This is a genomic window from Hyphomonas sp. (assembly GCF_040882205.1).
GTDB lineage: Bacteria > Pseudomonadota > Alphaproteobacteria > Caulobacterales > Hyphomonadaceae > Hyphomonas.
The window spans coordinates 1-24,184 of sequence record NZ_JBBEBT010000191.1 but is presented as its reverse complement, the minus strand read 5'-3'; the positions used below and the strand labels follow the sequence as shown (position 1 = coordinate 24,184).

The following is a 24,184-nucleotide window of genomic DNA, read 5'->3' as shown; positions in this document are numbered from 1 at the left end:
TTGAGGGCGCCGGTGGCCTCGCGCTCGGTGAAGAGGGCGTCGCTCGGCTGGATCTGGTCTGACCAGTCGGTCTGGATGTCGTGCAGCGGCGGAAGGCGTGCGGCGCCGGCCCCGAAGGCGGCGACGCGGCCGAAGGCGAGGCCAGAGATCAGCAGCGCGGCGAACGCGAGCATGAAGGCCTGCTTGCGGGGCGACTTGATGAGCGCGATGATGACGGCGAGGACCGATATGCCGGCAGCGGCCATCAGCAGCATCGGGCCCCAGGTGATGGTCATGACGCCGAGGCCGAACTGCCAGTTCCAGAGGCCGAGCTTGGTGCCGACGGCGGCGGCGGCGAACCAGAGGATGGCAAAGACCGACAGCGCGAGCGCAAAGCCCGCGAACTTGCCGCGCCAACCGGCCGAATGCGGCGCGTCTGCAGTACCTGTTTCAGTTGTCATGGTTGTGCCTCCCGTTAGGGAGCAAATCTATCTCTTTCTGCGCGCCCGGCAATGGGCTGGCAGATCAGGGATGCGGCGGGGGCAAGCCGCGGCGGCGGCGGTGGGCGTCCAGGATGACCATGGGGGCCTTGACGAAACCCCGGCCCTGATGGCTTGCCGCCGCGAGACCCGCGGGTGCGTCATCGGCTGGAATGAGGACCGGGAGCGATTGGCTGGCCTCGCCGATGAGGGCGGTTACGTCTCCGCGAGGCCTCGGGAAGGCGATCCGGCGCACGTCCGGATCTGCGCCCAGCGCCGGGAAGGAAGCAAGGACGCCTTCCATCAAGGCGCAGTGCCAGCACTAGAAATCCTGTCCCGGCAGCGCGGGGTCGGTGACGCCAGGCTTCAGCAGGAACAGGATGTCTCTGTACACAGATGGTCTCAGGCGGTCGGCAGCTTGTAGTCCTTGAAGGTCTCGCGCAAGGCGAGCTTGTTGATCTTGCCGGTGGCGCCGAGCGGGATGTTGTCAACGAACTGTACATCATCCGGCGTCCACCATTTGGCGATCTTGCCTTCGAGGGATTTGAGGATTTCGTCCTTGGTCAGATTTTCGCCCGGCTTGACCTGCACGATCAGAAGCGGGCGCTCGTCCCATTTCGGATGATAGATGCCGATGGCGGCGGCATTGGCAACCTTTGGATGGCCGACGGCGATGTTCTCGATGTCGATGGAGGAGATCCATTCCCCGCCGGACTTGATCACGTCCTTGGCGCGGTCGGTAATGACCATTGTGCCGATCTCGTCGATGGTGGCGACGTCGCCGGTGTCAAAAAAGCCTTCGGCGTCCAGCACGTGGCCGCCGGCGCCCTTGAAATAGCCGCCGGCGACGGCAGCCCCGCGCACCAGCAGGCGACCGGAGGTCTTGCCGTCGCGCGCCAGCACGTTGCCGTCATCGTCGACGAGGCGCAGCTCGACCCCGAAGGGCGGGCGGCCCTGTTTCATCTTCTGCTTCATGCGCGTGTCGACATCAGCGTCGACCAGATGCGGCGGCAGGGCGCCGAGCGTGCCGAGCGGCGAGGTTTCGGTCATGCCCCAGGCGTGGATCACGTCGACTTCATAGTCCTGCTCGAAGGCGCGCAGGATACGCTCCGGGATGGCGGAGCCGCCGATCAGGACTTTCTTCAGGTGGGGCAGCTTGAGGTTGTTGGCTTGCAGGTGGGTAAGCAGCATCAGCCAGACGGTGGGCACAGCGGCGGTGATCGAGACCTTCTCGGTATCAAGAAGTTCATAGATCGAGGCGCCGTCCATCTGGGCGCCGGGCATGACCATATTGGCGCCCGTCGCCGGGCAGGACATGGCGAGGCCCCAGGCATTGGCATGGAACATCGGGACGACCGGGAGCACCGCATCGGACGAGCCCATGCCCATCGCGTCCTTACCCATGGTGACGAGGGTGTGGAGCACGTTAGAGCGGTGGGAATAGAGCACGCCCTTGGGATTACCTGTGGTGCCGGAGGTATAGCAGAGGCCGCAGGCGGTATCTTCGGGAAAGTCGCCCCAGCGCACATTCGCGGAGCGCCCGTCGATCCAGATATCGAAGGGGATCGCGCCAAGCTTGTTCTCGGGCATGGTATCGGCGCCGGCATAGATGACGAAGGTCTTCACCGTTTCGAGCTGGCCGCGGATGGCCTCGACAATGGGCAGGAAGGTCTTGTCGAAGACGAGGACTTTATCTCCGGCGTGGTTGGCGATCCAGGCGATCTGGTCTGGGTGAAGGCGCGGGTTGATCGTGTGGAGGACGGCGCCGATGCCCATGGCGCCGTACCAGGTGGCCATATGGCGCTCGGAGTTCCATCCGAGCGTAGCGACCCGGTCGCCGAGACCGATGCCGGTATCCTTGAGGGCGCTGGAGACCTGCTTGGCCATGTCGTAGAGTTCTGAATAGGTGGTGCGCGTGATGCCTCCCTCGACCCGGCGGGTGATAATCTCGCGGTTGCCGTGCTGCAGGCGCGCGTGCTCGAGGATCTTATCCACGGTCAGCGGCCAGTCCTGCATAATGCCCTTCATATGATCATCCTCCGAATGTGGCTCGGCGCCCTTGCCGGGAGCGCTTGTGATTTTGCGATGCCCTGTCTATGCGGGCAAATGCGCTGACGCAAGGAAAGGACAAGGCCGATGCGGCGACTTCTCATGGCAATATTGGCGTTCCCGGCCCTGGCGGGGTGCAGCGCGCCGGATGTGGCGGCGCCGGCGGCAGAGCCGGAAGTGGCCAGCGCGGCGGATGTCGGGTTTAAAAAGGAAGTAACGATTGCGCCCCTGCCAGAGTTGTTCGATTGCCTTCGGGAGACGGGCGGGGTGGTGGTCGCGGCGCACCGGGGCGGGTTTGCCGCGGGGTATCCGGAGAATGCGCTGGAGACGCTGCAGTTCGGGCTGAGCCAGGCGATACGCGTGTACGAGGTGGACGTGGCGTCCAGCCGCGACGGGGTGCTGTTCCTGTACCATGACGACCGGTTTGGCCGGACGGCGGACGCCGAGGGCTATGTGGCCGATACCGACTGGGCCGACATTGCGCGCATGCAGCTGAAGGACGAAGACGGGGTGCTGACGCGGTTTCATCCGGCGAAGCTGACCGATGTTCTGCTCTGGGCGAAGCAGCATGGCGCGGTGCTGGAGCTGGACCGCAAGCAGACGACGGGCTTGCGCAACATTGTCGAGGCGGTGCACGCGGCGGGGGCCGAGCACAACGTGATCATGATCTCCTATTCCGACGAGGAAGCGGGCGCGATTGCTAAACTCGATCCGGCGCTGATGATGACAGCCTCAGCGCGGGGTGACCGCGACATTGCCAGGCTGGAAGAGCTGGGTGTGGACCGTACACGGATGATTGCCTGGACAGGCACGCGTGAGCCGGACCCGCCAGCCTTCGAGCGGCTGGTTAAGGAGGGCGTGGAGCCGGCCTTCGGGACGCTGGGGCGCAAGGGCGAGCGGCTGGACGACCAGTATTGGGAAGACGGCGATGGCAGCGAGTACCAGCGGCTGGTAGATGACGGCGTCGTGCTGATCGCGACGGACGAGCCCTACCGCGTGGCGGATTACCTGCTGGCGGATGATGAGGGCTGGGAGGCCTGCGCGCGGCGCTAGACCGCTTTAGCTTTGCGCACTACGAACCAGAGCCAGACAAGCAGTATGGGCGAGCCGAGCTCAATGAACGCGCCGATCTGCTGCTGCTCCGTGCCCGGACCAAGCGCGGCCTGCGACAGCAGGCGGCCGATGCCGCCGACCACGAGCGCGGCGCAGATGAGGGCCATCAGGGTGAAGTGGCGCTCGATCTTGGGGAGGGCGTACCAGATCAGGAAACTGACGAGGATGTAGACGCCGGACATGTAGCGGTACTGGTTGTCGACCGCGGCGGAGGCCGCGGCGGCGGGGTCAGCCCCCACCATGCCGGACATGAGGCCCATCGCGGCGAAGGCCAGCGGGATGAGCGAGAAGATGCCGAGAACGAGCTGCAGGCCGAGTTTCATGGTGGTTTGCCCCTGTTGCGATGTTTTCAAAAATAGCTCTTGCCAAAAAATGACGCATGCGTCATCTTTTTTCTTGGAGGGCCGCCCATTTTGAAGCTCATCGGACTGATCCTTCAGTATATGCCACTGATTTTCGGGGTCGGGTTTCTGGCGCCGTTGATTGCGCAGGTGATTGAACGGGCGGCCTGGGCCCTGCCCTTTGGCGCTTCGCCGCTCGCGGCAGGGCTGGTGATCGGCGGGCTGTGGGGCGCGCAGGCGCAGTTGCGAGGGCGCTGGATATGAGCGTGCTGGCGGGGAAATCCGAGGCGGAACTGATCAGGCAGGAACGCGAAATCGCGGGCCGGCATATCGGCAAGTTTCCGTATTTTGCCGTGGTCTGGGCGTTTGCGAACCTGGCGGTGTGGCTCTCGCTTTGGCCGCTGGTTTTTACCGGCGTCCTCCCACTATGGGCCGGTTTCCTTATCGCGGCCTTCAACGTGGCGGCCTGCTACCTGCCCTCACATGAGGCGCAGCATGACATCATTGCGAAGCCGGGATCGAAGCTGCGCTGGCTGAACCAGATGGTGGGGCATCTCTCGACGATTCCGATGGTACTGCCCTACCGCGTCGCGCGGCTGACGCATCTTGAACATCATACGCATACGAATGATCCGGCGCTAGACCCGGATCATAGCACGCAGGCGAACGGGCCGCTGCACGCGATCTGGAAGAGTATACAGAACCGCCAGCCAGGCGCGCGGGGCGGCCTCAACAGCTATGCCGAAACGCTGAAGCGGATTGGCCGGCCGGAAGTGCTGTTGGACGCCGCGATCTATAATCTCGTGTTCTACGCCATCCTGATTGGGCTGGCCTGGAGCGGATACGCGCTCGAGGCGGCACTGCTCTGGTGGCTGCCCCGGCATATCGGACTGACCTATATCCAGTATTATCTGAGCTGGGCGCCGCATCATCCGGCCACGGATAAAGGGCGCTACCGCGACACGCGCAGCTTCCGGGCGCTGCTGGGCAATCTCGGCTCGATGGGGATGCAGTATCATATCGTGCACCATCTGCACCCGCGTATTCCGCTCTACCGCACGCCGCGCGCGTACTGGGAGATGCGGGAGATACTGGAAGCGCGCGGGTGCAGGGTGGAGGCATTGCAGGTCCGCAGAACTTGCCGTCCGGGCCAGCGCAAAGCGCGTGAGCCGGGACACTGACAAGGCAAGAGCGCAGAGAAGGTACCCGATATCGGACGCTTTGCGGCCCGTGACAGCTTTTACGGATAAAGGCGCACGCTGACCCAGCCGTCGCCCTTGCTGTAGAGCTTCAGGCGGTCGTGCATGCGGAAGGCCTGGTCTTGCCAGAATTCGATTTCGGTGGGTGTGAGACGGAAGCCGCCCCAGAAGCCCGGACGCGGAATATCCGGTCCGTCGCCATAGATAGTGGAGACTTCGGCGATGCGCTGTTCGAAGACGGCGCGGTCGGCCATCGGGCGGGACTGGTCCGACGCGATGGCGCTGATGCGGCTCTGGGCGGCGCGGGAGGCGAAATAGGCATCGGCCTCGGCATCGGTGACGCGCGCGACGCTGCCCCGGATGCGGACCTGGCGGCGCAGGCTCTTCCAGTGGAAGCCGAGAGCGGCGTTCGGATGCGCGGCGAGATGCTGGCCCTTGGCGCTTTCGAGGTTGGTGAAAAAGGTGAAACCGGACGCGTCCACACCCTTGAGAAGGACGATGCGGACATCGGGGTTGCCGTCCGCATCCACCGTGGCGAGGGACATCGCGTTGGAATCGTTCAGTTCGGCGGCGCGGGCGTCGGCCATCCATTGCTGGAAAAGGCCTATGGGATCGGACGTTTCCGGGATCAGGGCCCGGTCGCCGCTATTGGCATACTCGGCGACGCTGGGCGTCGGGGGAATCACGGAGGAAGACATAGGAGGCCACCATTTTCGCAGTTTGTCAGGCTGGCGATTTCATATAGGAGGCGGAGCAGAACCGCGAGGGCGCAGGCTGTCACATGTCGCATAACACGTTTGGCCATCTTTTTCGTGTCACCACCTGGGGCGAGAGCCATGGGCCTGCGCTGGGCTGTGTGGTGGACGGCTGCCCGCCGGGGCTCGCTCTGGACGCAGCGTTCATCCAGGACTTTCTCGACAAGCGCCGGCCAGGCACGTCGCGCTTCGTGACGCAGCGGCAGGAAGCCGACCTCGTGACGATTTTGTCAGGCGTGTTCGAAGATGACCGCACGGGCGGGCCCATGACAACCGGCGCGCCGATCTCGCTGATGATCGAGAATACCGACCAGCGCAGCAAGGATTATCGCGAGATCCGCGACCGCTACCGGCCCGGGCATGCGGACTATGCGTATGACGCGAAATATGGCGTGCGCGATTATCGCGGCGGCGGACGGTCGAGCGCGCGGGAGACGGCGGCGCGGGTGGCGGCGGGCGCGGTGGCGCGGCGGGTGCTCGGCGACAGCGCGGTGATCCGCGGCGCGGTGGTGCAGATCGGGCCGCACATGATTGATCCTGAAAGCTGGAGCTGGGACGAGACGCTGAACAATCCCTTCTGGTGCCCGGACGCGAAGATGGCGGAGCAGTGGGAGCAGTTCCTGGACGAGACCCGCAAGTCGGGTTCGTCTGCGGGCGCGATCGTGCAGGTCGAGGCGAGCGGTGTACCGGCGGGATGGGGCGCGCCGGTTTATGGCAAGCTGGACGGAGAGCTGGCTGGCGCGATGATGAGCATCAATGCGGTGAAGGGCGTCGAGATCGGCGCGGGCTTTGCGGCGGCTTCGATGAGCGGCGAGGAGAATGCCGACGAGATGCGCGCGGGCAATGATGGCCCGACTTTCCTTGCCAACAATAATGGCGGGGTGGCGGGCGGGATTTCGACGGGCCAGGACGTGGTGGTTCGCATTGCGATCAAGCCGACCTCTTCCATTCTCAATGACGTGCGCTCGATCACCCGCGACGGCGAGGAAGTGGATGTGCGCACTATCGGGCGCCATGATCCGTGTGTGGGTATCCGCGCGGTGCCGGTGGCCGAAGCCATGATGGCCTGCGTGCTGGCGGACGCGAAGCTGCGCCACCGGGGCCAGACCGGGCGCTGAAACGAAAAGGCGCCCGTGCATTCTGCACGGAGGCCCTCCGGTTTAAATCCGCAAACGGATTTTCAGAAGCGGCAGACGCCGCCGATGGACAGGACGCAGGCTTCGCCGTCGCCGCCTTCAAAGCGGGCAATATCCGCGCGGACGCCGAAGCGCTCGGTCAGGTAGAACTTGCCGCCGGCGCCGTATGCGAGGCCGCCGACATCAGCCGAGACGCCGCCAAAGCCGGGGACGTCTGCGCTGATTTGCGAGGCCTGCTAGCCGAGGCGGCCGAAGAGTTCGAGACGCTCAGCGACCGGAGCGCGCAGCACGCCGAACGCGCCGAGCGAGTGGCCGAACTCAACATTGGCCAAGCCAAGCCGGGCATCGGCGATGCCGATCGAGGCTTCACCCTCGACGCCGAGATAGCGGCTGAAGAAATAGGCGCTGCGACTGGTCCGTGAGCCGACTTCAGCGCCGTCCGTTTCGAATTGCGCGTAGCCGCCGCTGAGCTCGGCATTGCCCTGGGCAACAGCGAGCGGGGCAGCGAGGATGTCGGCAAGGGAAACGAGTGCAAATCTCGTATTCGGTTTTTCTCCGTACACTGCGCAACGAGCGCGCCGCTCAGGTAGCAACCCCTCCGCCCTCTGCCACCCGATCAAGCAGCAATGCACGTTTTTCAAGCGCCTCGTGTGATCATCAGAGCACAGATTATGAATCAAGCTTAATCTTGAAACGCGCGCGGCGTCATACCACTGGGCGGCGCCAGATTGTGACTTTTGTGAGGAAGGCGAGCCGCTGGCCTTCCTTAACAAATCCCTGCGACTCCAGGGCTTCGGCGAGATCCCAGCCGAGATATCCCTTGAAGTAGGGCTCGTGGAAACCGTGCGGGAAATACTCGAGGAGACCGTCGAGCGCAGGGTAGTCCCCGAACTGGACACTATCAGCGAGGATGAACGCGCCGCCGGGCTTCAGTACACGGAATATCTCTGCAAGGACCTTTGGGCGCACCTTTGGGGGCAACTCGTGGAAGAGAAAGATTGAGACGGCGATGTCCTGCGAGACGGCGTCCAGCGGCATCGCTTCGGCTGCGTCGTGGATCACTTCGGCCTGGCGCCAGGGCCCGAGGCGTGTGCGCGCGGCGTCCGTGTACGTCGGCGACAGGTCCAGTCCTGTAGCGCGCAATTTCGGATAGACGGCCAGCACCTTCTCGAGGAAGCGGCCATTGCCGCAGGCGACATCCAGCAGGCGCTGGGTGCGCTGGTCGCGGCCTTTCAGTTCCCGGCTGATTTCGGCAAGGGCGGCGCGGCGCATCGCGTCTGCCGTGCCGGAGAAGAGCGCCTCGACCTGCGTGTCGTAAAGTTCTGCGCTGTCTTCGGTGAACCAGCCGCCGGACTGATAGTGGAAGTTCTGCAGATAATAGGCGGGATAGCGGTTGGTGCCTTGGGGCACCTGCGCGCGGATTTCGGTGCCGTCCCGCGCGAGGCGGCGGCGGTTCACTTCGGCGGCGTCCTGGCGAAAGGCCTGTGCGGACTTCAGAGCTTTGGGCAGGGCGGTGACGTTCAGATCATCGGGGGCGGGATAGAGGCCGGCTTCGACATTTGCGCGGTCCTGCATAAAAAGGCGGAAGTAGGCCTTTCGAAGCTCGGACAGGTCCGGGCGGCCGCGGCTGGGGCGGAATTCGGGCTCGCCGGGGCGGTCAAACCCGCCGGACTGGCGGCGCGCGGCCTGCATCTGGGCGGCGTACCAAGCCGAGCGCAGGCCCTGCCCGGCGGCGTAGCGGGCCCGGCTGGCGGTTCTGGCGGCGCGGTCAAGTAGTCCCATGAGGGGAATATGTAGGCCGGATCCGGGCGCGTCCAGTCTTAGCGCAGCCTTCAGGCTCAGTTCAGGTTGGCCGACGCAGATTGCAGGCCGAAACTGGCGCATTGCGCGTGACGCCGAAGGGGATGTGGCGATGTTGAAGCTTACGATTGCGGCCGGCAGCCTTGGCTTGATGGCGCTCGCCGTGCCGATGCAGGCCCATGCTCAATACGGGTCCCAGTCCGGTTATCCCTACACCGATCCGGGCGTGCGCAATGTGCAGTGCGAGCGGCAGAAGTCGGACGACTCGGCGGCCGGGACGGTTGTGGGCGCTCTGACGGGTGCGCTGATCGGCGGCGCCATCGGCAACAATATCGAGAATGACCGGACCTATACGAAGTACAATCGCCGGGGCTATCCGGTGAGAAGCTACCGCGAAGGCCGCAGCGAATCGGGCAACGTCGCCCTGGGCGCCGTTCTCGGCGCGCTGGTCGGCGGTGTGGCGGGCAACTCGATCGGCAAGAGCTCCGGGCCGGACTGCCAGGTAGCGTATGCGCCCTACACCTATTCCTCGTCAGGTCAGGGTTCCATCCCGCGCACAACGGACGGTCTTTATGGTGGACCGGAAGTGATGGGCCAGGACGGGTACCAGAGCGGCTATCGGGCGACTTATCCGTCGAGCTATCCTTCGCAGCCGCCTTATCCGGACTACCGCAGCCAGCCGGCCTATCAGGAAGCGGTGCGCGATTGCCGTGTCATCCAGCGCGAGACGCGCCTGCCAGACGGCGATGTTCAGCGTGACCCTGTGACCGCCTGCTATGACGAGCGCACCCGCGAGTGGCGGGTGCAGGACGGGTATACGGACGAACCTTACGGCTACTAGGTTTTGATTATCGGGGCGTTTGCCCGAAAACCTCTGCGGTTTCAGGGAACGCCGCCTTAAGCGCGCCGCGCGCAGACCAGCCATTCCCGGTTGCCATCGCCGCCGGGAATGGGGCTCGGCTGAGGCGCTTCAATGCGCAAGTCTTTCGAGACGAGGTAATTGAGGAAGGCGCCGAGCGCGGCATCGGTCGCGTCATTGTCGGTGACGAGCCCGCCCTTGCCGACATGTGACGGGCCGACTTCGAATTGCGGCTTGAACAGCGCGATCAGCGTTGCCTGCGGCGCAGCCAGTGACAGCGGCACATCCAGAACCTTCGCCAGCGAGACAAAGCTCAGATCACAGACGATCAGTTGCGGCGGCGCGGTGAGATGCGCGCGCGTCAGGGCCTTGGCGTTCAGGCGCTCGTGAGACGTAACGCGCGGATCGGCGGCGATCTTCTCGTGCAGCTGGCTGTGGCCAACATCGACGCAGGTGACATGCGCGGCGCCGGCGCGCAGCAGCACGTCGGTGAAGCCGCCAGTTGACGCGCCAAGATCGAGGCAGGTCAGCCCCGCCGGATTGACGCCAAATACCTCTAATGCGCGGGCAAGCTTGAGGCCGCCGCGTGAGACATAAGGGTGGGCGGCTTCGGACGCGATGGCGGCGACCCGTGACAGGCTTTCGGACGGTTTGGCGATGACCTTGCCGTCTGCGGTGACGAGACCGGCGGCGATGGCGGCCTGCGCAGCTGCGCGGCTGCCGAAATGGCCGAGGGCGACAAGCATCTTGTCGGCGCGGTCCGAGGCGGGGGGGTGATCATCCTGCATGCGCGCTCTCTGCCCTATCCTGCATCCGGAATCGACCTCTGCAACACGTTGCACGTGAAGTTCTTTTTGCCGGACACGCGAAGCACTTGCGCACGGGCGGGCGCGGCGCCACGATACGCGCCAGACAATCCGGGGAGGATCGAGAATGCTGAAGATGTCCCGCCGCGCCATGCTGGCCGGCAGCGCGGCCACTGTGACCCTTGCGGCCTGCGCGCCGAAAACAGCCGGAGAAGAGGCCGCCGCACCGGCGCAGACAGTGCCTTCTTATGCTGACGGGGTGGCGATGGCCGCCGGGATTGCAGCCGGGGAAACGACCGCGCTGGAACAAGTCGAGGCCGCGATCACCCGGGCCAGGGCAGTGGAGCCGCAGGTCAACGGCATCGTGTCGGAGACGTTCGAGATGGCGCGCTCGGATGCGGCGGGCCTGCTGACCGGCGCCTTTGCGGGTGTGCCAAGCTTCATCAAGGACCTGATCGACTGGAAAGGTGCGCCGACCATGGCAGGGAGCCGCGGCCTCGCCGGGCACATGGCGACGACGGACAATCCGTTTGCGGGCAAATGGCGCGGTGCCGGGATTGTGTCGCTCGGCAAATCGGCAACGCCGGAAGCCGGGCTGATCTCCTCGACCGAGCCCCTGTCGAACGGGCCGACGCATAATCCCTGGGATCTGACGCGTATTCCGGGCGGATCGTCCGGCGGGGCGGCGGCGCTGGTGGCGGCGCGTGTGGTGGCGTTCGCGCATGCCAGCGACGGCGGCGGATCCATCCGCATTCCGGCCTCCACCTGCGGCGTGTTTGGCCTGAAACCCTCGCGCGACCGCCTGCCCTATAGCGAGCCGGGGGCGGCGCCGCCGATCCAGATTTCGGTGAACCACGCCGTAACGCTGAGCGTGCGCGATTCTATCGCGCTGTTCCGCGCGGCGCAAACGAATGACGGCGCATACCCGCTGCTCGGCGATATCCAGCCGCTGACGCGGCGCCTGCGCATCGGCTTTGCGCCGGAGCCGATCGGCGGCACGGCGCTGTCGGCAGAGACGCGGACGGCGATGGAAGACGTGGCGCAGCTTTGCCGCGATCTCGGCCATACCGTGTTCGACTATACGATCCCGATGGACGGGCCAAAATTCACCGATGCATTCATTCTCTACTGGGCGGCGGGCGCGGGCATGTTCGCGCAGCAGGTCGCAGCGTTCGCCGGCAAGCCGGTGGGGCCGGAGATTGTGGAGCCCTGGACGCTCGGCCTGGCCGGCATGGCGGTGAAGCGGATCGGCGAAGTGCCGGGCACGATCACCTACCTGCAGGGTTTCGAGGCGCAGTATGCCAGCTTCTTCGACGCGATGGACGTGATCCTGACGCCGGTGACCGGCAGTCCGGCTGTGCCGATCGGCGAGCAGGCACCGGACGGAGACTTCGACAAGGTCATGGAAAGCGTCCTGCGCTTCGTCGCCTATACCTCCCCGATGAACGTGGCGGGGGCCGCGTCGATGAGCGTGCCGCTGGCCTGGTCGCCTTCGGGATTGCCCATCGGGGCGATGTTCTCGGGCAAGCGGGGCGATGACGCACTGCTGTTCGAGCTGGCGCTGGAGCTGGAAGCGGCCCGGCCCTGGGCGGCCCGTAAACCACCGGTTTCCGCTGCGTGACGGCCTTTTTTCAGCCTGTTCCTGAAGGCCGGATCGCCTTGAATTAACCAAGTTCCGCGGTTCTTTGCGGGGTGGAAAGGGGTGGCGAGATAAATATTGCGGGCGCGAAAGATGACTCTCGCGTCACTAAGCACTATCTTGTCGCCTACCCTCCCAGGAAAGATCCCGCCCGTGAACCGTTCCGTCCTGATCGCAGCCATCATCCTGGCTGTCATCGTAAGCTATTTCGGCATCAGGAGCCTGATGCGGGGCAGCCTCGGTTCGGAGGTCGCGCCTGCGCAAGCTGCCGGCCCGGCTGAGACGCCGGATGCCATAGTCGTGACGGCGCAGAGCCAGCTGCACGCGCTGATGGTCCGCGCCAAGGGCCGCACGGCGCCTGACAAGTCGGTGACGGTGAAATCGGGAACCGCCGGCACCGTGATCGCGACGCCGGTGCGCGAAGGCAATTTTGTCAAACAGGGCACCTTGCTCTGCGGCCTCGACGTTGAAGCCCGCAGCGCCCGGGTCAAGGAAGCCGAAGCCAACCGCAACGCGGCGAAAGTGGATTTCGACGCAGCGGTTTCGCTGGCCGCCAAGGGGCTTGCCCCGGCGAACCGCGAAGCTGCGGCGCGGGCCGCACTGGACGCGGCTGAAGCGGCCGTGAATTCCGCCAAGGTCGAACTCGGCCGCACGCAGATCCGTGCGCCGTTCGACGGTGTATTCGAACAACGCCTGGCGGAAGCCGGCGACTATCTCAGCCCCGGCTCGCCTTGCGGCCTGCTGGTGGACCTCAGCCCGGTGATCGTGTCGGCGGAAGTGACGGAAGCCGATGCCGGCCTGCTGCAGCCCGGCATGACGGCCAATGCGCTGCTCGCCGACGGGCGCACCTTCCCGGCCAAGCTGCGCTATGTGGCCCGCACGGCCAGTGCGCAGACCCGCACCTTCCCGGTCGAGGCGGAACTTGAAACCGGCGAGGCGCTGGTCGCTGCCGGAGTGTCGGCAACCCTGAATGTCCCGGCCGGTGAATTGCCGGCGACGCTGATCGGACGCTCGCTGCTGACACTGTCTGACTCCGGACAATTGGGCGTGCGACGCGTGATGGCGGACAATACGGTTTCTTTCGCGCCCATCCGCGTGATTGATGAGACGCCGGAAGGCGCCTGGGTCACCGGTCTGCCGGAACAGTCGACGCTGGTGGCGATGGGTCAGGACTATCTGAATGACGGCGTGAAAGTACGCCCTGTGGCGCAAGGCGGAGCACGGCCATGAACGGCCTGATTGATGGTGCCATTGGCCGCGCAAGGATGGTTCTGGCCATCCTTGTCTGCTCGATCATTGCAGGCATGCTGACCTATATCGGCATTCCCAAGGAAGCCGACCCGGACATACCCATACCCTTCGTTGCCATCACGATCCCGCTGGCCGGCGCGGCGCCGGAAGATTCCGAGCGACTGCTGGTGCGCCCGGTCGAGCAGGAAATACAGTCTCTCGAAGGATTGAAGACATTCAGCTCGTTCTCCGGCGAAGGCGCCGCGCAGCTGGTTCTGGAATTCGAGATCGATGTGGACGTCGACCAGGCGGTGCTGGACGTCAAGGACAAGGTGGACATGGCGAAACGCTATCTCCCCGCTGATGCGCGCGAACCTATCGTTTCCGAATTCAATGCCGCGCAGTTCCCGGTGCTGGTGGTCAACATCTATGGCGACGCTCCGGAACGCGGCCTTGCCCGGATTGCCGAAGACCTGAAGGACAGGATCGAAGCCGATCCCGGCGTGCTGGAAGCGCGCGTTCAGGGCAAGCGTGAAGACCTGCTCGAGATCATCATCGATCCCGTGAAGCTGGAAGCCTACAATATTTCCTACCAGGAGATCTACGCGGTCGTTAATTCCAACAACCAGCTGATACCGGCCGGCCTTATCGATACCGGACAGGGCAGCTTTGCGGTGAAGGTTCCGGGCATCATCCGGACCGGCGCAGACGCGCTGAGCCTTCCGATCAAGCGGACCCCGGACGCTGTCGTGACGCTCGGGGATGTTTCGGAAGTGCGCCGCACGTTCAAGGACGCAACCGGCCACGCGACGTTCAACGGCGAACAGGCGCTGCTGATCGAAGTCGTGAAACGGACCGGCGCCAACATTCTCGACACGGCCAACAATGTGCGCGCCATCGTCGACGACGAAAGCCAGAAATGGCCGTCGACCGTGCGGGCGAAGGTTACATCGGACATGTCCGAAATGATCGGCAACCAGCTGGGTCAGCTAGAGAGTTCGATCATGACGGCGATTGTCCTTGTGATGATCATCGTCGTGGCGGCGCTCGGCTGGCGCTCGGCGCTGCTCGTCGGCATCGCGATCCCGGCGACCTTCATGATCGCCTTCCTGCTGCTTGGCGCCTTCGGATTTACGATCAACATGATGGTCATGTTCGGCATGGTCATCGCGGTCGGCATCCTGGTCGATGGCGGCATCGTGGTAACCGAGTACGCGGACCGGAAGATGGCCGAAGGCATGCCGCGCAAGGAGGCCTACGCCCTCTCAGGCAAGCGGATGTTCTGGCCGATCGTCTCCTCGACACTGACGACACTTGCTGCGTTCGTGCCCTTCCTGTTCTGGAACTCGATGCCCGGCAAGTTCATGGCCTACCTGCCGATCACACTGATCTTCGTTCTGACCTCGTCGCTCATGGTGGCGCTGATCTTCCTGCCCGTTCTCGGGACCGTGTTCGGTGGACGCTCAACGGGAGGCACGGATGAAAACCTGGCCGCGCTGGCAGCCAATGGCGACCCGCGCAAGGCCAGGGGTTTCATCGGCGGTTATGTAAAAGTCGTCACCGCAACCCTCCGCCGGCCTCTGATGATGACTGCGGCGGTGCTGGCAGTCGTGATGGGGATCTTCGCCTGGTTCAGCTCCGAACAACACAAGACCGAGTTCTTCCTCGATATCGAGCCGGAACAGGCCTTCGTGTTCGTGCAGGCGCAAGGCGCCCTGTCGGCCGACGAGAAAGCCCGGTATGTCAGCATGGCGGAGGACGCGATTGCCGACATCAACGGCATCACGGCAATCTCGACACGAACGGGTATCTCTTCATCCGGCTTCAGCTTCGACGGTGTCGGCGGTATTCCGCTTGATACGATCGGGCAGATCCTGCTGGACCTCAACACGACGTCGGACGGCGACTTCAACGCCCGTGAGACACTGGAAGAAGTACGCACAAGGCTTGCGGCTGTTCCGGCGCTGCGCTTCGAGATCCAGCAGCGCGAACAGGGCCCGCCCGGCGGCAAGGATGTGCAGGTCGCGCTGCTTGGCGAAGACCCGGTTGACCTGGACCGGACCGCGACCCTGATCCGCAGCTGGCTGGAAGCGCGCAATGACGTGATTGAGATCGATGATTCCAGGCCCCTGCCCGGCGTGGAATACCAGTTGACGGTGGACCGCGCCGAAGCCGGCAAGTTCGGTGTGGACGTTGCCCAGATCGGCGCAGCCGTTCAACTCGTGACCAATGGCGTACTGGTGGGTCGATTTCGTCCGGATGACGCGAACGAGGAAGTCGATATCCGGGTCCGTTTCCCGCAGGATGATCGTTCCGCGTCGGCCATCGATGCGCTCAAGATTGCCACGCCGCAGGGCAATGTGCCGCTGTCGCTGTTCGTGACGCGCGATGCGGCGCCGCGTGTGAGCCAGATCGAACGCAGGGAAGGCAAGCGCGTGATCGACGTGCGCGGCAATGCCCGCGAACAAGGCACCGGCGGCGCGATTGTCGCGGAATTGAAAACCTTCCTGGCCGAAGCAAGTGTGCCAGCTGGCGTTGAAGTGCGCTTCGAGGGCGCGGACGAGGACACGGCAGAAGCCGGCGCGTTCTTTGCCGGCGCAGCGCTTGCAGCGCTGTTCATGATGGCCGTGATCCTGCTCTGGCAGTTCAACAACTTCTGGCAGGTGGCGCTGACCTTGTCGGCTGTGATCCTCTCGACGGCGGGGGTGCTGGTCGGCGTGAACCTGCTGCTACCTTATGTCAGTATCCTGATGATCGGCACGGGTATCGTAGCGCTGGCGGGTATCGTTGTGAACAACAACATCATCCTGATCGACACGTTCAACCGACTGCGCGAGGATGGACGCACAGCGGAGGACGCCGCTATTGCGGCGGCTGCGCAACGCATCCGTCCGATCCTGCTGACAACGGGCACGACGATGTTCGGCCTGTTCCCGATGATTATCCAGATGAACGTGAACTTTGCGCAAGGCGCGCTCAACTTCGGTGGCGCAAGCTCCGAATGGTGGGTGCAGCTCGCAACCGCTGTGGTGTTCGGGCTCGGTTTTTCGACCCTGATGATCCTTCTGGTGACGCCTGCCTGGCTGCTCACACCGCACAGGATCGGCAATTGGGCGAAACACCAGTTCGTGATTGCCCGCAATTTGCATGTCTGGGCCCCCGAGCTTGCCGGCAGCCTGAAACGGCCCGCTGCCCTTCCCTTGCAGGCCTTCAGGCTGGTGAACGGAAAGCTCCAACTGGCCAGACGCTTCACGCCGGCGCCGCAGGACGATCTCTATGACCCGACGCCGCTGCGCGAACGCGACCGGATGCTGCCCGCTGCCGAATAGGCGCTACCAGGGCAGCGTCTTGCCTTCGAAATCGAAGAAACGAAGTTCCTTTGCCGGGCCCGCCCCGGTGATCACCTTGTAGAGACCCGCTGCGCTGTCAGCGGGCGCCACCGGCGCGCTGTCGCCGCCCATGTCGGTTTTTACCCAGCCGGGATGCAGGGCGAGGAGCGTGATACCCTTATCCGCCAGCGAGTGCGCGGCGGTGCGCAGGCCCATGTTCAGCCCGGCCTTCGAGACGCGGTAAGCCAAACCGAAGCTCATGTTGGTATTTGCGATCGAGCCCAGCTGGCTGGACAGGGCGGCGGCGACCTTGTCCTTTCCGGCGGCAAGGTTTGGCGTCAGGGCGTCCAGAACTCGGATCGGGGCGATGGTATTGACCCGAAGGAGTTCCTCGAACCGGTCATAGTCGAGCCGGGGCATGTCGGCCCGGTCGCCGAGGCCGGCATTGTTGATCAGGAAGTCGAGCGCCCGGCCCTTCAGCGCGGCGGCGAGCGCCTTGATCGAGGCGGGATCTGCCACATCGAGGGCGTGGAGTTCGGCGCCGGTGGCCTTGAGGTCCTTCGCAGCGGCGGGGTCGCGCGCGGTAGCCAGGACGGTATGGCCCTTCGACTGGAATTCGCGCACGAGGGCAAGGCCGATGCCGCGATTGGCGCCGGTGATCAGGGTGGTCGGCATGGGGGGGCTCCGGGGGCTGGATCGCCGCGAGCTTAGGCCCTGGGCGTGATCCGGTAAACGGCGGTTGCGGTCATCACGATACCCTTCGCCCCTTCGGCGGCGCCCCCGGTGAACAGGATCGTGCGGGTCTTACGGTCGATCCGGGGCTTGTAGGTGAGGCTGGAGGCCTCGGCTGTGGCGGCGGCCACGTCAAAGGTGACGGAGACCAGATCAACCGTATCCGGGCCGCAAACGGCCTCAGCATCGGCGCGGATCGTCTGGATCAGACGCAGCGCAATGGCTTCGTCGGCGCGGGTTACCAGCGTGTCGCTCATATTCGGTCTCCTTCACAGCCTGTGCGCCTCTAGCGGGCGGCAGGGCAAAAGAAAAGGGCCGCCCCGGAGGGCGGCCCTGATGTTCGAGGCGACGCGAATGACCGCAAAGGGTCTGGATAAGGCAGCGTCAGCTTCGCTTCGCACGGCCAGTGCGTTATGCGGCGCGCACCCCCTCTCTGCGGGACGGCTCGCCCGCATGGCCAATCAGGTCGCCCAAATGGCCAAAGTCTTTCATGCCGTATACGGATTGCATCCAGCTGCCGATGGACGGCAGGAGCGTGCCGATGGCCTTGTGGTCAAGGCCGGCCTCCTGGAGTGCGGAAATCATAGACAGGGCGACGCGGCGGCGCCCGCCGGGGGTTTGCTCGATCAGGCGCGCGATCTCGCCCGTGGGGGCACCGATCTCGTCACCGGTCCGCGCCGCGAGAACGCGCGCGCCGGGAACCTTCTTGAACATGACTTCAGCGAGCGGGCTGCCCTGGCGCTCTGCGCCGTTCAGGACGATGCCAAGCGCACGCCTGGAAACGGTGTCCGCGAGGCCATTGCATGTAGCGATGTGCGCTATCAGATCAATCATCATTGGCAAAGGCACTCCTAGGATCAATGGCCTCGGGACACCCCCAACTTCACCGCGCGTGGTTTCCGGAATCTTACCGGCGTGAACTTTTTTTAACCCGGGATGAAGAAACCGATTAAGTGGCGTTAGCCCGGGGTAAACAGGACGCGCTGTTTTGTTTACCCTCACCGTAATGTTGGGCGGCAAAACCGCGAATTCAGGAGCTTTCGTGATCCGGATCGGAATTCTGGGCGCCGCAAGGATCGCACCCAACGCGCTCATCAAACCTGTGAAAAGAAGGAATGACTGCGAAATCGTCTGCGTCGCTGCACGGGACGGCGCCCGTGGGCGGGCCTATGCGGACGAACATGGCATACCGGAGATCGCCGAAAGCTATGAGGCCCTGATCGCGCGGCCGGACATCGACCTGATCTACAACGCCCTGCCCCCGAACCGGCATGCCGACCTGACCATCGCGGCGCTGGAAGCCGGCAAGGCGGTGCTGTGCGAGAAGCCGTTTGCGATGAACGCCGCCGAGGCGCGCGCCATGGTGGAGGCGTCGATGCGAACCGGGCGGCCGCTGATCGAGGCCTTCCACTACCGTTATCACCCTATGTTCGGGGAGGTGCTCGCCCAGGTACGCGACGGGGCCATCGGCAAGCTCTGCGCCATCCGGTCCGAGTTTTCGGTGGCGATCAAGTACCGGCCCGGCGAACTGCGCCATGATCCGGCGCTGGGCGGCGGGGCGCTGATGGACCTCGGCTGCTACGCCCTTCACTGGGCACGCGCGGTGGCCGGAACTGAGCCGCAGGTCGTCTCGGCGAGCGCCAGGCTGAGCCCGCACGGCGCAGACCTGACGACAAGCGCGAAGCTCGCCTTTCCGGACGGCGTGACGGCGCTGGTGCGCACATCAATGGCTGAAAGCCAGCGGTTCAAGGCGCTGCTGGCGATCCAGGGAACGCAGGGCACCCTGATTGCCCGAAATCCGCTGCATCCTTCAATGGGCCACTCGATCACGCTGCGGCGTGGCCTGTCGATCAGGCGGTATACGGTGCCGGGCGGCGTGACGTTCGATCACCAGCTGGCGCATGTCGTCGGCGTGCTCGAAACAGACGCCCCGCCTCTGACGGGCGGGGCGGACGGTGTCGCCAACATGGCACTGATCGATGCGGTGTATGCAGCGGCAGGCGTGGCCCGTCCGATATGATCTAGGCGGCGTCCTGCGCCATCTCGATCCACTCGTCCACTTCGCCTTCGTGCAGCACCTGGTCGTCGCGCAGCACGCGCCCGCCTTCCGGCGTGGCGAGGAACTCCATCGCCAGTTCGAAAATGGTGCGGGCCGAAGCGCCCGCGAGGTCTTCCCTCGTCGTGATTCCGGCGCCAACGAGCAGCTGGGCGTCGTGCACCCGCAGGCCCGGCACGTCCATCATCAGCTGCGTCTGATCCTGCCAGCTGCGGATGGCTTCTGCCGTAATGTGGCGGACATTGAGTTCAAGTTCCACCATCTCCGGATCACAGTCGATCAGATCGCCGATGGTGGTAATGCCGGCCCTGGCGAGTTGCCTGGCGGTCTTGCGGCCAATCGACGGCGCCTCGACGACCATGTCATCAAAGGTGATGGACGGCATGCGGCGCGGCGCGTTTTCGTCGTCCGGCTCCGCCTCTGCCGCCCCCTCGAGCGCCTCGACAGCCTGGCCCAGGACCAGCTCTTCGATTTCGGCGGCGGGGACTTGCGAACCGGTTTTTTCCTCGATTTCAGGGATCTCCGGTTCGGCCGGAGCCTTGCGCTTGCGGGTTCCGAGGAGGCCGCGGGCGGGCACCTTCACGGCGTCCCGGCGCTGGATTTTGGCAAGTTCGGTCGCCGGCACGTCATCCGGGGGCTCAACGGACTCCATGACCGGCGCCGGCGGCGCCGAGAGGCGGCTTTCATTCAGCGTGCCGAGTGGTCCTATTTTTTCAGCGTTCAGCGCCTTCAACGGGATGCGGCGCACTTGCCTGGCGTGCAGTGCGCGGATGGCCTTGTCGTCCGCCGGGAGGGTCTTGATGACCTTTCCGGTCTTCTGGAACTCGGCATGCATGCGCTCGACTGTGCGGCGGTCTCCGGCGTCTTCCAGCCTGGCCATGATCCAGCGCAGCGGGATATCCAAGGTTTCGATATAGCCTTGCAGCGTCAGGTTCACCTTCGGCGGGGCAACGGCGGCTTCCGCGATGGCGCGCGACAGGATGGCGGCGAAACCGGCCGTGGCGTAGGCGACGAGATCGGCGATGGCGGCGCGCATGGTTTCGTCGAGACCGGACGGCGGGTCTGCGACGCCGGCGTCGATATCATAATGATCGATGAAGGTCTGGTAGTGTGCGTGGCTGCGCTCGGCGCCGGCGCGGACCATGTCGGAGACGAAGCCCATGCCGTCCGGCACATCGATTTCCGGATAGCCGTTTGCCTCAATACGGACGTCAATTTCGCTGCGGGACTTTGCGATGCTCCATTCCACGGCGCGGTGGATAACGCCTTCGGCCTCGGACTGGCCGGTGTGGAAGGGCTGGATCGGGTCGGCATAATAGTGGCTGAGCACGCCGAAGGCATAGGCCGCCTCGCTCCAGCGCTGCTTCGTCAGCAGCTCCACACCGCGCGCATACCATTCCTGCGCCTTGCCGCGCGCGCCGCCCCATTCGCCCTCACCGACATGCAGGACATGGTTCTTGAAATCCTTGAACTCGGCATCCGGCGCCTTTGCGCCTTTCAGGAGATGTTCGTGATGGACGAGGAACAGTGACTTCCAGGCCTCGCCCTCGTCCCCGTCGATCAGCGAAAGCGCATCGAACGCAATGTAATGGTGCGTCGAGCGGCAGCGGTGGTTCCGGATCACGCGTTCGAGCAGGGTCATGGCCGGGTCCTTCAGGAGAGCAGAGAGGCAATCTCCGGAAACTCCGCCAAGATGGTGAATGCGCTGTTAACCCAGCCGCCCGCTTGGCAGGCCCGAGCCGGTCATGATATGTCCGCGCCATCGCAACAGGCGCTGAGCGCGGCCGTCTTCCGGGGCAACCGGAGAGGCAACCGCAGCGCAGGAGTTCCTGTGCGCGGGGCGACAAAACCGCTTCACCCTCAGGGACATAAGCCCGGGAGTGAGCCATGAAGACCATCATCGAACCGTTCCGAATCAAGTCCGTCGAACCGATCCGGATGACCACGCGCGCCGAGCGCGAGCGCCTGCTGGCGGCGGCAGGTTACAATCTGTTCAAGCTGCATTCGGAGGATGTGATTATCGACCTCCTGACCGACAGCGGCACCTCAGCGATGAGCGCGGCGCAGTGGGGCGCGGTGATGACCGGTGACGAGAGCTATGCCGGGGCGCCAAGCTTCTACCGGTTCGAGGCAGCGGTGAAGGACCTGATGGACTTCGCGCACATTATCCCCGCCCACCAGGGCCGTGCGGCGGAGCACCTCCTGTTCTCACTGATCGCCAAGAAGGGTGACCTGATCCCCTCCAACACCCACTTCGACACGACACGCGGCAATATCGAGGCGGTGGGCGCCGAGGCGCTGGATATCCCGATCCCGGAGGGGCGCATCCCCTCTCTGGACCATCCCTTCAAGGGCAATATGGACCTCGCCGCCCTGAAAAGCGTACTGGAAGAGCAAGGGTCCCGGATTCCGGCGGTCATGATGACCATCACCAACAATGCCGGCGGCGGACAGCCGGTGAGCCTCGAGAACATCCGTGGCGCCGCGGCGCTCGCCCGGGCGAACGCCAAGCCCTTCTATATCGATGGCTGCCGCTTTGCGGAGAATGCCTGGTTCATCAAGCTACGTGAGCCAGGCCAGCAGGATCGTGCGATCAAGGACATCGTGCGCGCGTGTTTCGCCGTCGCCGACGGCATGACGATGAGCGCCAAGAAGGACGCCTTTGCGAACATTGGCGGCTGGCTGGCGCTGAATGATGATGCGCTCGCCGAGCGGGCGCGCACGCTGCTGATCCAGACCGAGGGCTTTCCCACCTATGGCGGGCTTGCGGGGCGCGACCTCGACGCCATCGCGCAGGGTCTGAAGGAGATCATTGACGAGGATTACCTTCGCTACCGGGTACGGAGCAATTCCTATATTGCCGAGCGGCTGGACGCGATGGGCATTCCGGTCATGAAGCCGGCAGGCGGGCATGCCGTGTTTATCGACGCGCGAGCGTTCCTCGGGCACATCCCCCCGCTCGAGTATCCGGGTCAGGCGCTGACCTGCGCGATGTACGAAGCGGGCGGTATCCGCGCCTGCGAAATCGGCACTGTGATGTTCGGCCGCAAGCCCGACGGCACCGAAGCGCCCGGCGCCATGGACCTCGTCCGCCTCGCCATGCCGAGGCGCGTTTATACCCAAAGCCATGCGGATTATGTGGTTGAAGTTCTGGAGGAAGTCGCCGCCGCGAAAGACAAGCTGCGCGGCATGCGCATTGTGAAGGAGCCAGCGATGATGCGGCACTTCACGGCGGAGTTTGAAAAGCTTTAGCACGCATTTGTGCGAAGCGGATGAATTGCCTGAGCAATTCCGCCGCTTGACGGCGCCAACGCCACCCCTTCCAGTGTTTTAAAGAGCATTGGGAGGTAACACAGATGGCTGACGATGGTGCACTCACCCCTTTTCCCGGTTTCAAGCGCGGCCGGCTGGATGACGAGATCGTCAATCCGGAGCTTTACGCAAGCGAGGAAATTCACGGCGTCTATACCCAGCTGCGCAGGGAAGACCCGCTGCACTGGACGGCGCCGGAAGGCTTCCGGCCTTTCTGGTCGGTGACTAAACAGGCTGACATTCTCGAGATCGAGCGACAGCACCAGATCTTCACAAACAGCCAGCGCACCTATCTCAGCCCGATTGCCGGTGAGGAGTGGATCAGTTCCATGACGGGAGACACGCATCTCTTCCGGACACTGGTCGATCTGGATGATCCGGTGCACATGAAGCTGCGCGCGTTGACGCAAGGCTGGTTCATGCCGCCCAACCTGCGCAAACTTGAGGAACGGATCACAGGACTGGCAAGGGAGCATGTCGACCATATGGCAAGCCTCGGCGGGGAATGCGACTTCGTTAAGGAAGTGGCACTCTGGTATCCGCTGCGTGTGATCAATTCGATCCTGGGCATTCCGCGCTCGGACGAGAAGTTCATCATGAAGATGACGCAGGAAATATTCGGCCCCGGCGATCCGGATGTGGCCGCCGAGAGCGATAACCTTGCCGAAGACGGAAATTCCGTGACCAGCGACCAGGGCGTGAATCTGCTGCAGACGGCGCAGGAACTCTTCGCCTATTTCGGCGCGATCACCGAGGCCCGGCGTGCGCAGGCTACGGACGATCTTGCAAGCGTCATCGCTAACGGGAAGATTGACGGCGCCCCAATCGGCGAACGCGAAGCGATGAGCTACTATATCATCGTTGCCACGGCCGGGCATGACACGACGAGTTCGACGGCCTCCGGCGGGCTGCTGGAATTGATCCGCCGACCCGATCAGATGCAAAAACTTAAGAATGACCTGTCTCTTCTTCCCAATGCAGTGGAAGAGATGATCCGCTGGGTGACGCCGGTGAAGCATTTCATGCGCACGGCGACCCAGGACTACGAGCTGCGCGGCAAGACGATCCGCAAGGGCGATGGCCTGACGCTGTTCTACTGGTCCGGAAACCGCGACGAGGACATCTTTGACCAGCCGTTCGAGTTCCGTGTCGACCGGGATGTGAAGAAGCAGGTAGCCTTCGGGCACGGCGTGCATCTCTGCCTCGGCATGCACCTTGCGCGGATGGAGATTCGCGCGTTGTTCGCCGAATTGCTGCCGCGTCTGAAGTCCATCGAACTGGCGGGCGATCCGAAGAACACGCGCGCCAATTTCGTCTCGGGACTGAAGACCCTCCCCGTGCGCTATGTGATCGACTGACAAAAAAGCCTC

General features: G+C 64.2%; 21 protein-coding genes and 2 pseudogenes. 11 read left to right on the top strand and 12 right to left on the bottom strand.

All coding sequences use genetic code 11. The annotated features are described in order from the left end of the window. From WEA77_RS07885 to WEA77_RS07875, 3 genes and pseudogenes are all read right to left on the bottom strand, one after another. Positions 1 to 440: pseudogene (locus WEA77_RS07885) on the bottom strand (hypothetical protein); the annotation flags it as partial. A gap of 64 nt (positions 441 to 504) precedes the next feature. Next, a pseudogene (locus WEA77_RS07880) lies at positions 505 to 852 on the bottom strand (DUF3088 domain-containing protein). 8 nt (positions 853 to 860) lie between these two features. Further along, entirely contained in the window at positions 861 to 2,486 is a 1,626-nt protein-coding gene (locus WEA77_RS07875) for a long-chain-fatty-acid--CoA ligase (RefSeq protein ID WP_368067319.1), read from the bottom strand. Between the two features lie 123 nt (positions 2,487 to 2,609). Here WEA77_RS07875 and WEA77_RS07870 point away from each other — a divergent pair, with 123 nt between their 5' ends. Next, positions 2,610 to 3,560: a glycerophosphodiester phosphodiesterase family protein gene (locus WEA77_RS07870; RefSeq protein WP_368067318.1), complete on the top strand. Its 951-nt coding sequence runs from the start codon at positions 2,610 to 2,612 to the stop codon at positions 3,558 to 3,560. Here WEA77_RS07870 and WEA77_RS07865 read toward each other — a convergent pair. Next, positions 3,557 to 3,943 (bottom strand): DUF4345 domain-containing protein, encoded by a 387-nt coding sequence (locus WEA77_RS07865; RefSeq protein WP_368067317.1) that lies wholly within the window; start codon positions 3,941 to 3,943, stop codon positions 3,557 to 3,559. The genes WEA77_RS07870 and WEA77_RS07865 overlap by 4 nt on opposite strands. A 90-nt stretch (positions 3,944 to 4,033) precedes the next feature. Between WEA77_RS07865 and WEA77_RS07860 the strand changes: the two genes are divergently transcribed. Further along, a complete protein-coding gene (locus WEA77_RS07860) occupies positions 4,034 to 4,225 on the top strand; it encodes a hypothetical protein (RefSeq protein ID WP_368067316.1) in 192 nt (63 codons plus the stop codon). Next, the gene (locus tag WEA77_RS07855; RefSeq protein ID WP_368067315.1) at positions 4,222 to 5,142 is read left to right on the top strand and encodes a fatty acid desaturase; all 921 of its coding nucleotides are present in this window, start codon (positions 4,222 to 4,224) and stop codon (positions 5,140 to 5,142) included. Before WEA77_RS07860 ends, WEA77_RS07855 begins: the two co-directional genes overlap by 4 nt. A 59-nt stretch (positions 5,143 to 5,201) precedes the next feature. Here WEA77_RS07855 and pdxH read toward each other — a convergent pair whose 3' ends face one another. Further along, positions 5,202 to 5,858, bottom strand: a complete 657-nt coding sequence (gene pdxH, locus WEA77_RS07850; RefSeq protein ID WP_368067314.1) for a pyridoxamine 5'-phosphate oxidase — start codon at positions 5,856 to 5,858, stop codon at positions 5,202 to 5,204. 83 nt (positions 5,859 to 5,941) lie between these two features. On the opposite strand from pdxH, the gene aroC reads away from it, so the two are divergent. Beyond that, a complete protein-coding gene (aroC, locus tag WEA77_RS07845; RefSeq protein ID WP_368067313.1) occupies positions 5,942 to 7,033 on the top strand; it encodes a chorismate synthase in 1,092 nt (363 codons plus the stop codon). Positions 7,034 to 7,287: 254 nt separating this feature from the next. Here aroC and WEA77_RS07840 read toward each other — a convergent pair whose 3' ends face one another. Both WEA77_RS07840 and WEA77_RS07835 read right to left on the bottom strand, forming a co-directional pair. Continuing rightward, positions 7,288 to 7,614 (bottom strand): hypothetical protein, encoded by a 327-nt coding sequence (locus WEA77_RS07840; protein WP_368067312.1) that lies wholly within the window; start codon positions 7,612 to 7,614, stop codon positions 7,288 to 7,290. A gap of 142 nt (positions 7,615 to 7,756) precedes the next feature. Continuing rightward, positions 7,757 to 8,833, bottom strand: coding sequence for a class I SAM-dependent methyltransferase (locus WEA77_RS07835; RefSeq protein WP_368067311.1), 1,077 nt, complete (start codon positions 8,831 to 8,833; stop codon positions 7,757 to 7,759). A gap of 130 nt (positions 8,834 to 8,963) precedes the next feature. Here WEA77_RS07835 and WEA77_RS07830 point away from each other — a divergent pair, with 130 nt between their 5' ends. Next, on the top strand, positions 8,964 to 9,692 hold the full coding sequence (locus tag WEA77_RS07830) for a glycine zipper domain-containing protein (protein WP_368067310.1): 729 nt from the start codon (positions 8,964 to 8,966) through the stop codon (positions 9,690 to 9,692). Positions 9,693 to 9,748: 56 nt separating this feature from the next. Here WEA77_RS07830 and WEA77_RS07825 read toward each other — a convergent pair whose 3' ends face one another. Further along, positions 9,749 to 10,498: a TlyA family RNA methyltransferase gene (locus WEA77_RS07825; protein WP_368067309.1), complete on the bottom strand. Its 750-nt coding sequence runs from the start codon at positions 10,496 to 10,498 to the stop codon at positions 9,749 to 9,751. Between the two features lie 145 nt (positions 10,499 to 10,643). Here WEA77_RS07825 and WEA77_RS07820 point away from each other — a divergent pair, with 145 nt between their 5' ends. From WEA77_RS07820 to WEA77_RS07810, 3 genes are all read left to right on the top strand, one after another. After that, a complete protein-coding gene (locus WEA77_RS07820) occupies positions 10,644 to 12,137 on the top strand; it encodes an amidase (protein ID WP_368067308.1) in 1,494 nt (497 codons plus the stop codon). A 171-nt stretch (positions 12,138 to 12,308) separates the two neighbouring features. Further along, positions 12,309 to 13,385 (top strand): efflux RND transporter periplasmic adaptor subunit, encoded by a 1,077-nt coding sequence (locus WEA77_RS07815; RefSeq protein ID WP_368067307.1) that lies wholly within the window; start codon positions 12,309 to 12,311, stop codon positions 13,383 to 13,385. Next, on the top strand, positions 13,382 to 16,714 hold the full coding sequence (locus WEA77_RS07810) for an efflux RND transporter permease subunit (RefSeq protein ID WP_368067306.1): 3,333 nt from the start codon (positions 13,382 to 13,384) through the stop codon (positions 16,712 to 16,714). Before WEA77_RS07815 ends, WEA77_RS07810 begins: the two co-directional genes overlap by 4 nt. 3 nt (positions 16,715 to 16,717) lie before the next feature. On the opposite strand, the gene WEA77_RS07805 is transcribed toward WEA77_RS07810, so the two are convergent. The 3 genes from WEA77_RS07805 to WEA77_RS07795 form a co-directional block, all read right to left on the bottom strand. Then, positions 16,718 to 17,389, bottom strand: coding sequence for an SDR family oxidoreductase (locus WEA77_RS07805; RefSeq protein ID WP_368067305.1), 672 nt, complete (start codon positions 17,387 to 17,389; stop codon positions 16,718 to 16,720). A 32-nt stretch (positions 17,390 to 17,421) separates the two neighbouring features. Further along, entirely contained in the window at positions 17,422 to 17,703 is a 282-nt protein-coding gene (locus WEA77_RS07800) for a hypothetical protein (protein ID WP_368067304.1), read from the bottom strand. A gap of 154 nt (positions 17,704 to 17,857) precedes the next feature. Continuing rightward, complete coding sequence (locus tag WEA77_RS07795) at positions 17,858 to 18,283, bottom strand: hypothetical protein (protein ID WP_368067303.1); 426 nt, start codon at positions 18,281 to 18,283, stop codon at positions 17,858 to 17,860. 205 nt (positions 18,284 to 18,488) lie between these two features. Here WEA77_RS07795 and WEA77_RS07790 point away from each other — a divergent pair, with 205 nt between their 5' ends. After that, complete coding sequence (locus WEA77_RS07790) at positions 18,489 to 19,466, top strand: Gfo/Idh/MocA family protein (RefSeq protein WP_368067302.1); 978 nt, start codon at positions 18,489 to 18,491, stop codon at positions 19,464 to 19,466. A 1-nt stretch (position 19,467) separates the two neighbouring features. Here the strand turns inward: WEA77_RS07790 and WEA77_RS07785 are convergent, their stop codons facing one another. Continuing rightward, on the bottom strand, positions 19,468 to 21,144 hold the full coding sequence (locus tag WEA77_RS07785; RefSeq protein ID WP_368067301.1) for a DUF4332 domain-containing protein: 1,677 nt from the start codon (positions 21,142 to 21,144) through the stop codon (positions 19,468 to 19,470). Positions 21,145 to 21,389: 245 nt separating this feature from the next. Between WEA77_RS07785 and WEA77_RS07780 the strand changes: the two genes are divergently transcribed. Together WEA77_RS07780 and WEA77_RS07775 are read left to right on the top strand one after the other, a co-directional pair. Continuing rightward, the gene (locus WEA77_RS07780) at positions 21,390 to 22,754 is read left to right on the top strand and encodes a tryptophanase (RefSeq protein WP_368067300.1); all 1,365 of its coding nucleotides are present in this window, start codon (positions 21,390 to 21,392) and stop codon (positions 22,752 to 22,754) included. Positions 22,755 to 22,858: 104 nt separating this feature from the next. Further along, a complete protein-coding gene (locus tag WEA77_RS07775) occupies positions 22,859 to 24,172 on the top strand; it encodes a cytochrome P450 (protein ID WP_368067299.1) in 1,314 nt (437 codons plus the stop codon). The last annotated feature ends 12 nt before the right edge of the window (positions 24,173 to 24,184 follow it).

Coding starts and splice junctions, on each gene's coding strand:
- WEA77_RS07800 (WP_368067304.1), bottom strand. CDS start 17,703: ATGAGCGACACGCTGGTAACCCGCGCCGACGAAGCCATTGCGCTGCGT.
- WEA77_RS07810 (WP_368067306.1), top strand. CDS start 13,382: ATGAACGGCCTGATTGATGGTGCCATTGGCCGCGCAAGGATGGTTCTG.
- WEA77_RS07820 (WP_368067308.1), top strand. CDS start 10,644: ATGCTGAAGATGTCCCGCCGCGCCATGCTGGCCGGCAGCGCGGCCACT.
- WEA77_RS07835 (WP_368067311.1), bottom strand. CDS start 8,833: ATGGGACTACTTGACCGCGCCGCCAGAACCGCCAGCCGGGCCCGCTAC.
- WEA77_RS07785 (WP_368067301.1), bottom strand. CDS start 21,144: ATGACCCTGCTCGAACGCGTGATCCGGAACCACCGCTGCCGCTCGACG.
- WEA77_RS07855 (WP_368067315.1), top strand. CDS start 4,222: ATGAGCGTGCTGGCGGGGAAATCCGAGGCGGAACTGATCAGGCAGGAA.
- WEA77_RS07830 (WP_368067310.1), top strand. CDS start 8,964: ATGTTGAAGCTTACGATTGCGGCCGGCAGCCTTGGCTTGATGGCGCTC.
- WEA77_RS07805 (WP_368067305.1), bottom strand. CDS start 17,389: ATGCCGACCACCCTGATCACCGGCGCCAATCGCGGCATCGGCCTTGCC.
- WEA77_RS07795 (WP_368067303.1), bottom strand. CDS start 18,283: ATGATGATTGATCTGATAGCGCACATCGCTACATGCAATGGCCTCGCG.
- WEA77_RS07865 (WP_368067317.1), bottom strand. CDS start 3,943: ATGAAACTCGGCCTGCAGCTCGTTCTCGGCATCTTCTCGCTCATCCCG.
- WEA77_RS07825 (WP_368067309.1), bottom strand. CDS start 10,498: ATGCAGGATGATCACCCCCCCGCCTCGGACCGCGCCGACAAGATGCTT.
- pdxH (WP_368067314.1), bottom strand. CDS start 5,858: ATGTCTTCCTCCGTGATTCCCCCGACGCCCAGCGTCGCCGAGTATGCC.
- WEA77_RS07875 (WP_368067319.1), bottom strand. CDS start 2,486: ATGAAGGGCATTATGCAGGACTGGCCGCTGACCGTGGATAAGATCCTC.
- WEA77_RS07870 (WP_368067318.1), top strand. CDS start 2,610: ATGGCAATATTGGCGTTCCCGGCCCTGGCGGGGTGCAGCGCGCCGGAT.
- WEA77_RS07775 (WP_368067299.1), top strand. CDS start 22,859: ATGGCTGACGATGGTGCACTCACCCCTTTTCCCGGTTTCAAGCGCGGC.
- aroC (WP_368067313.1), top strand. CDS start 5,942: ATGTCGCATAACACGTTTGGCCATCTTTTTCGTGTCACCACCTGGGGC.
- WEA77_RS07780 (WP_368067300.1), top strand. CDS start 21,390: ATGAAGACCATCATCGAACCGTTCCGAATCAAGTCCGTCGAACCGATC.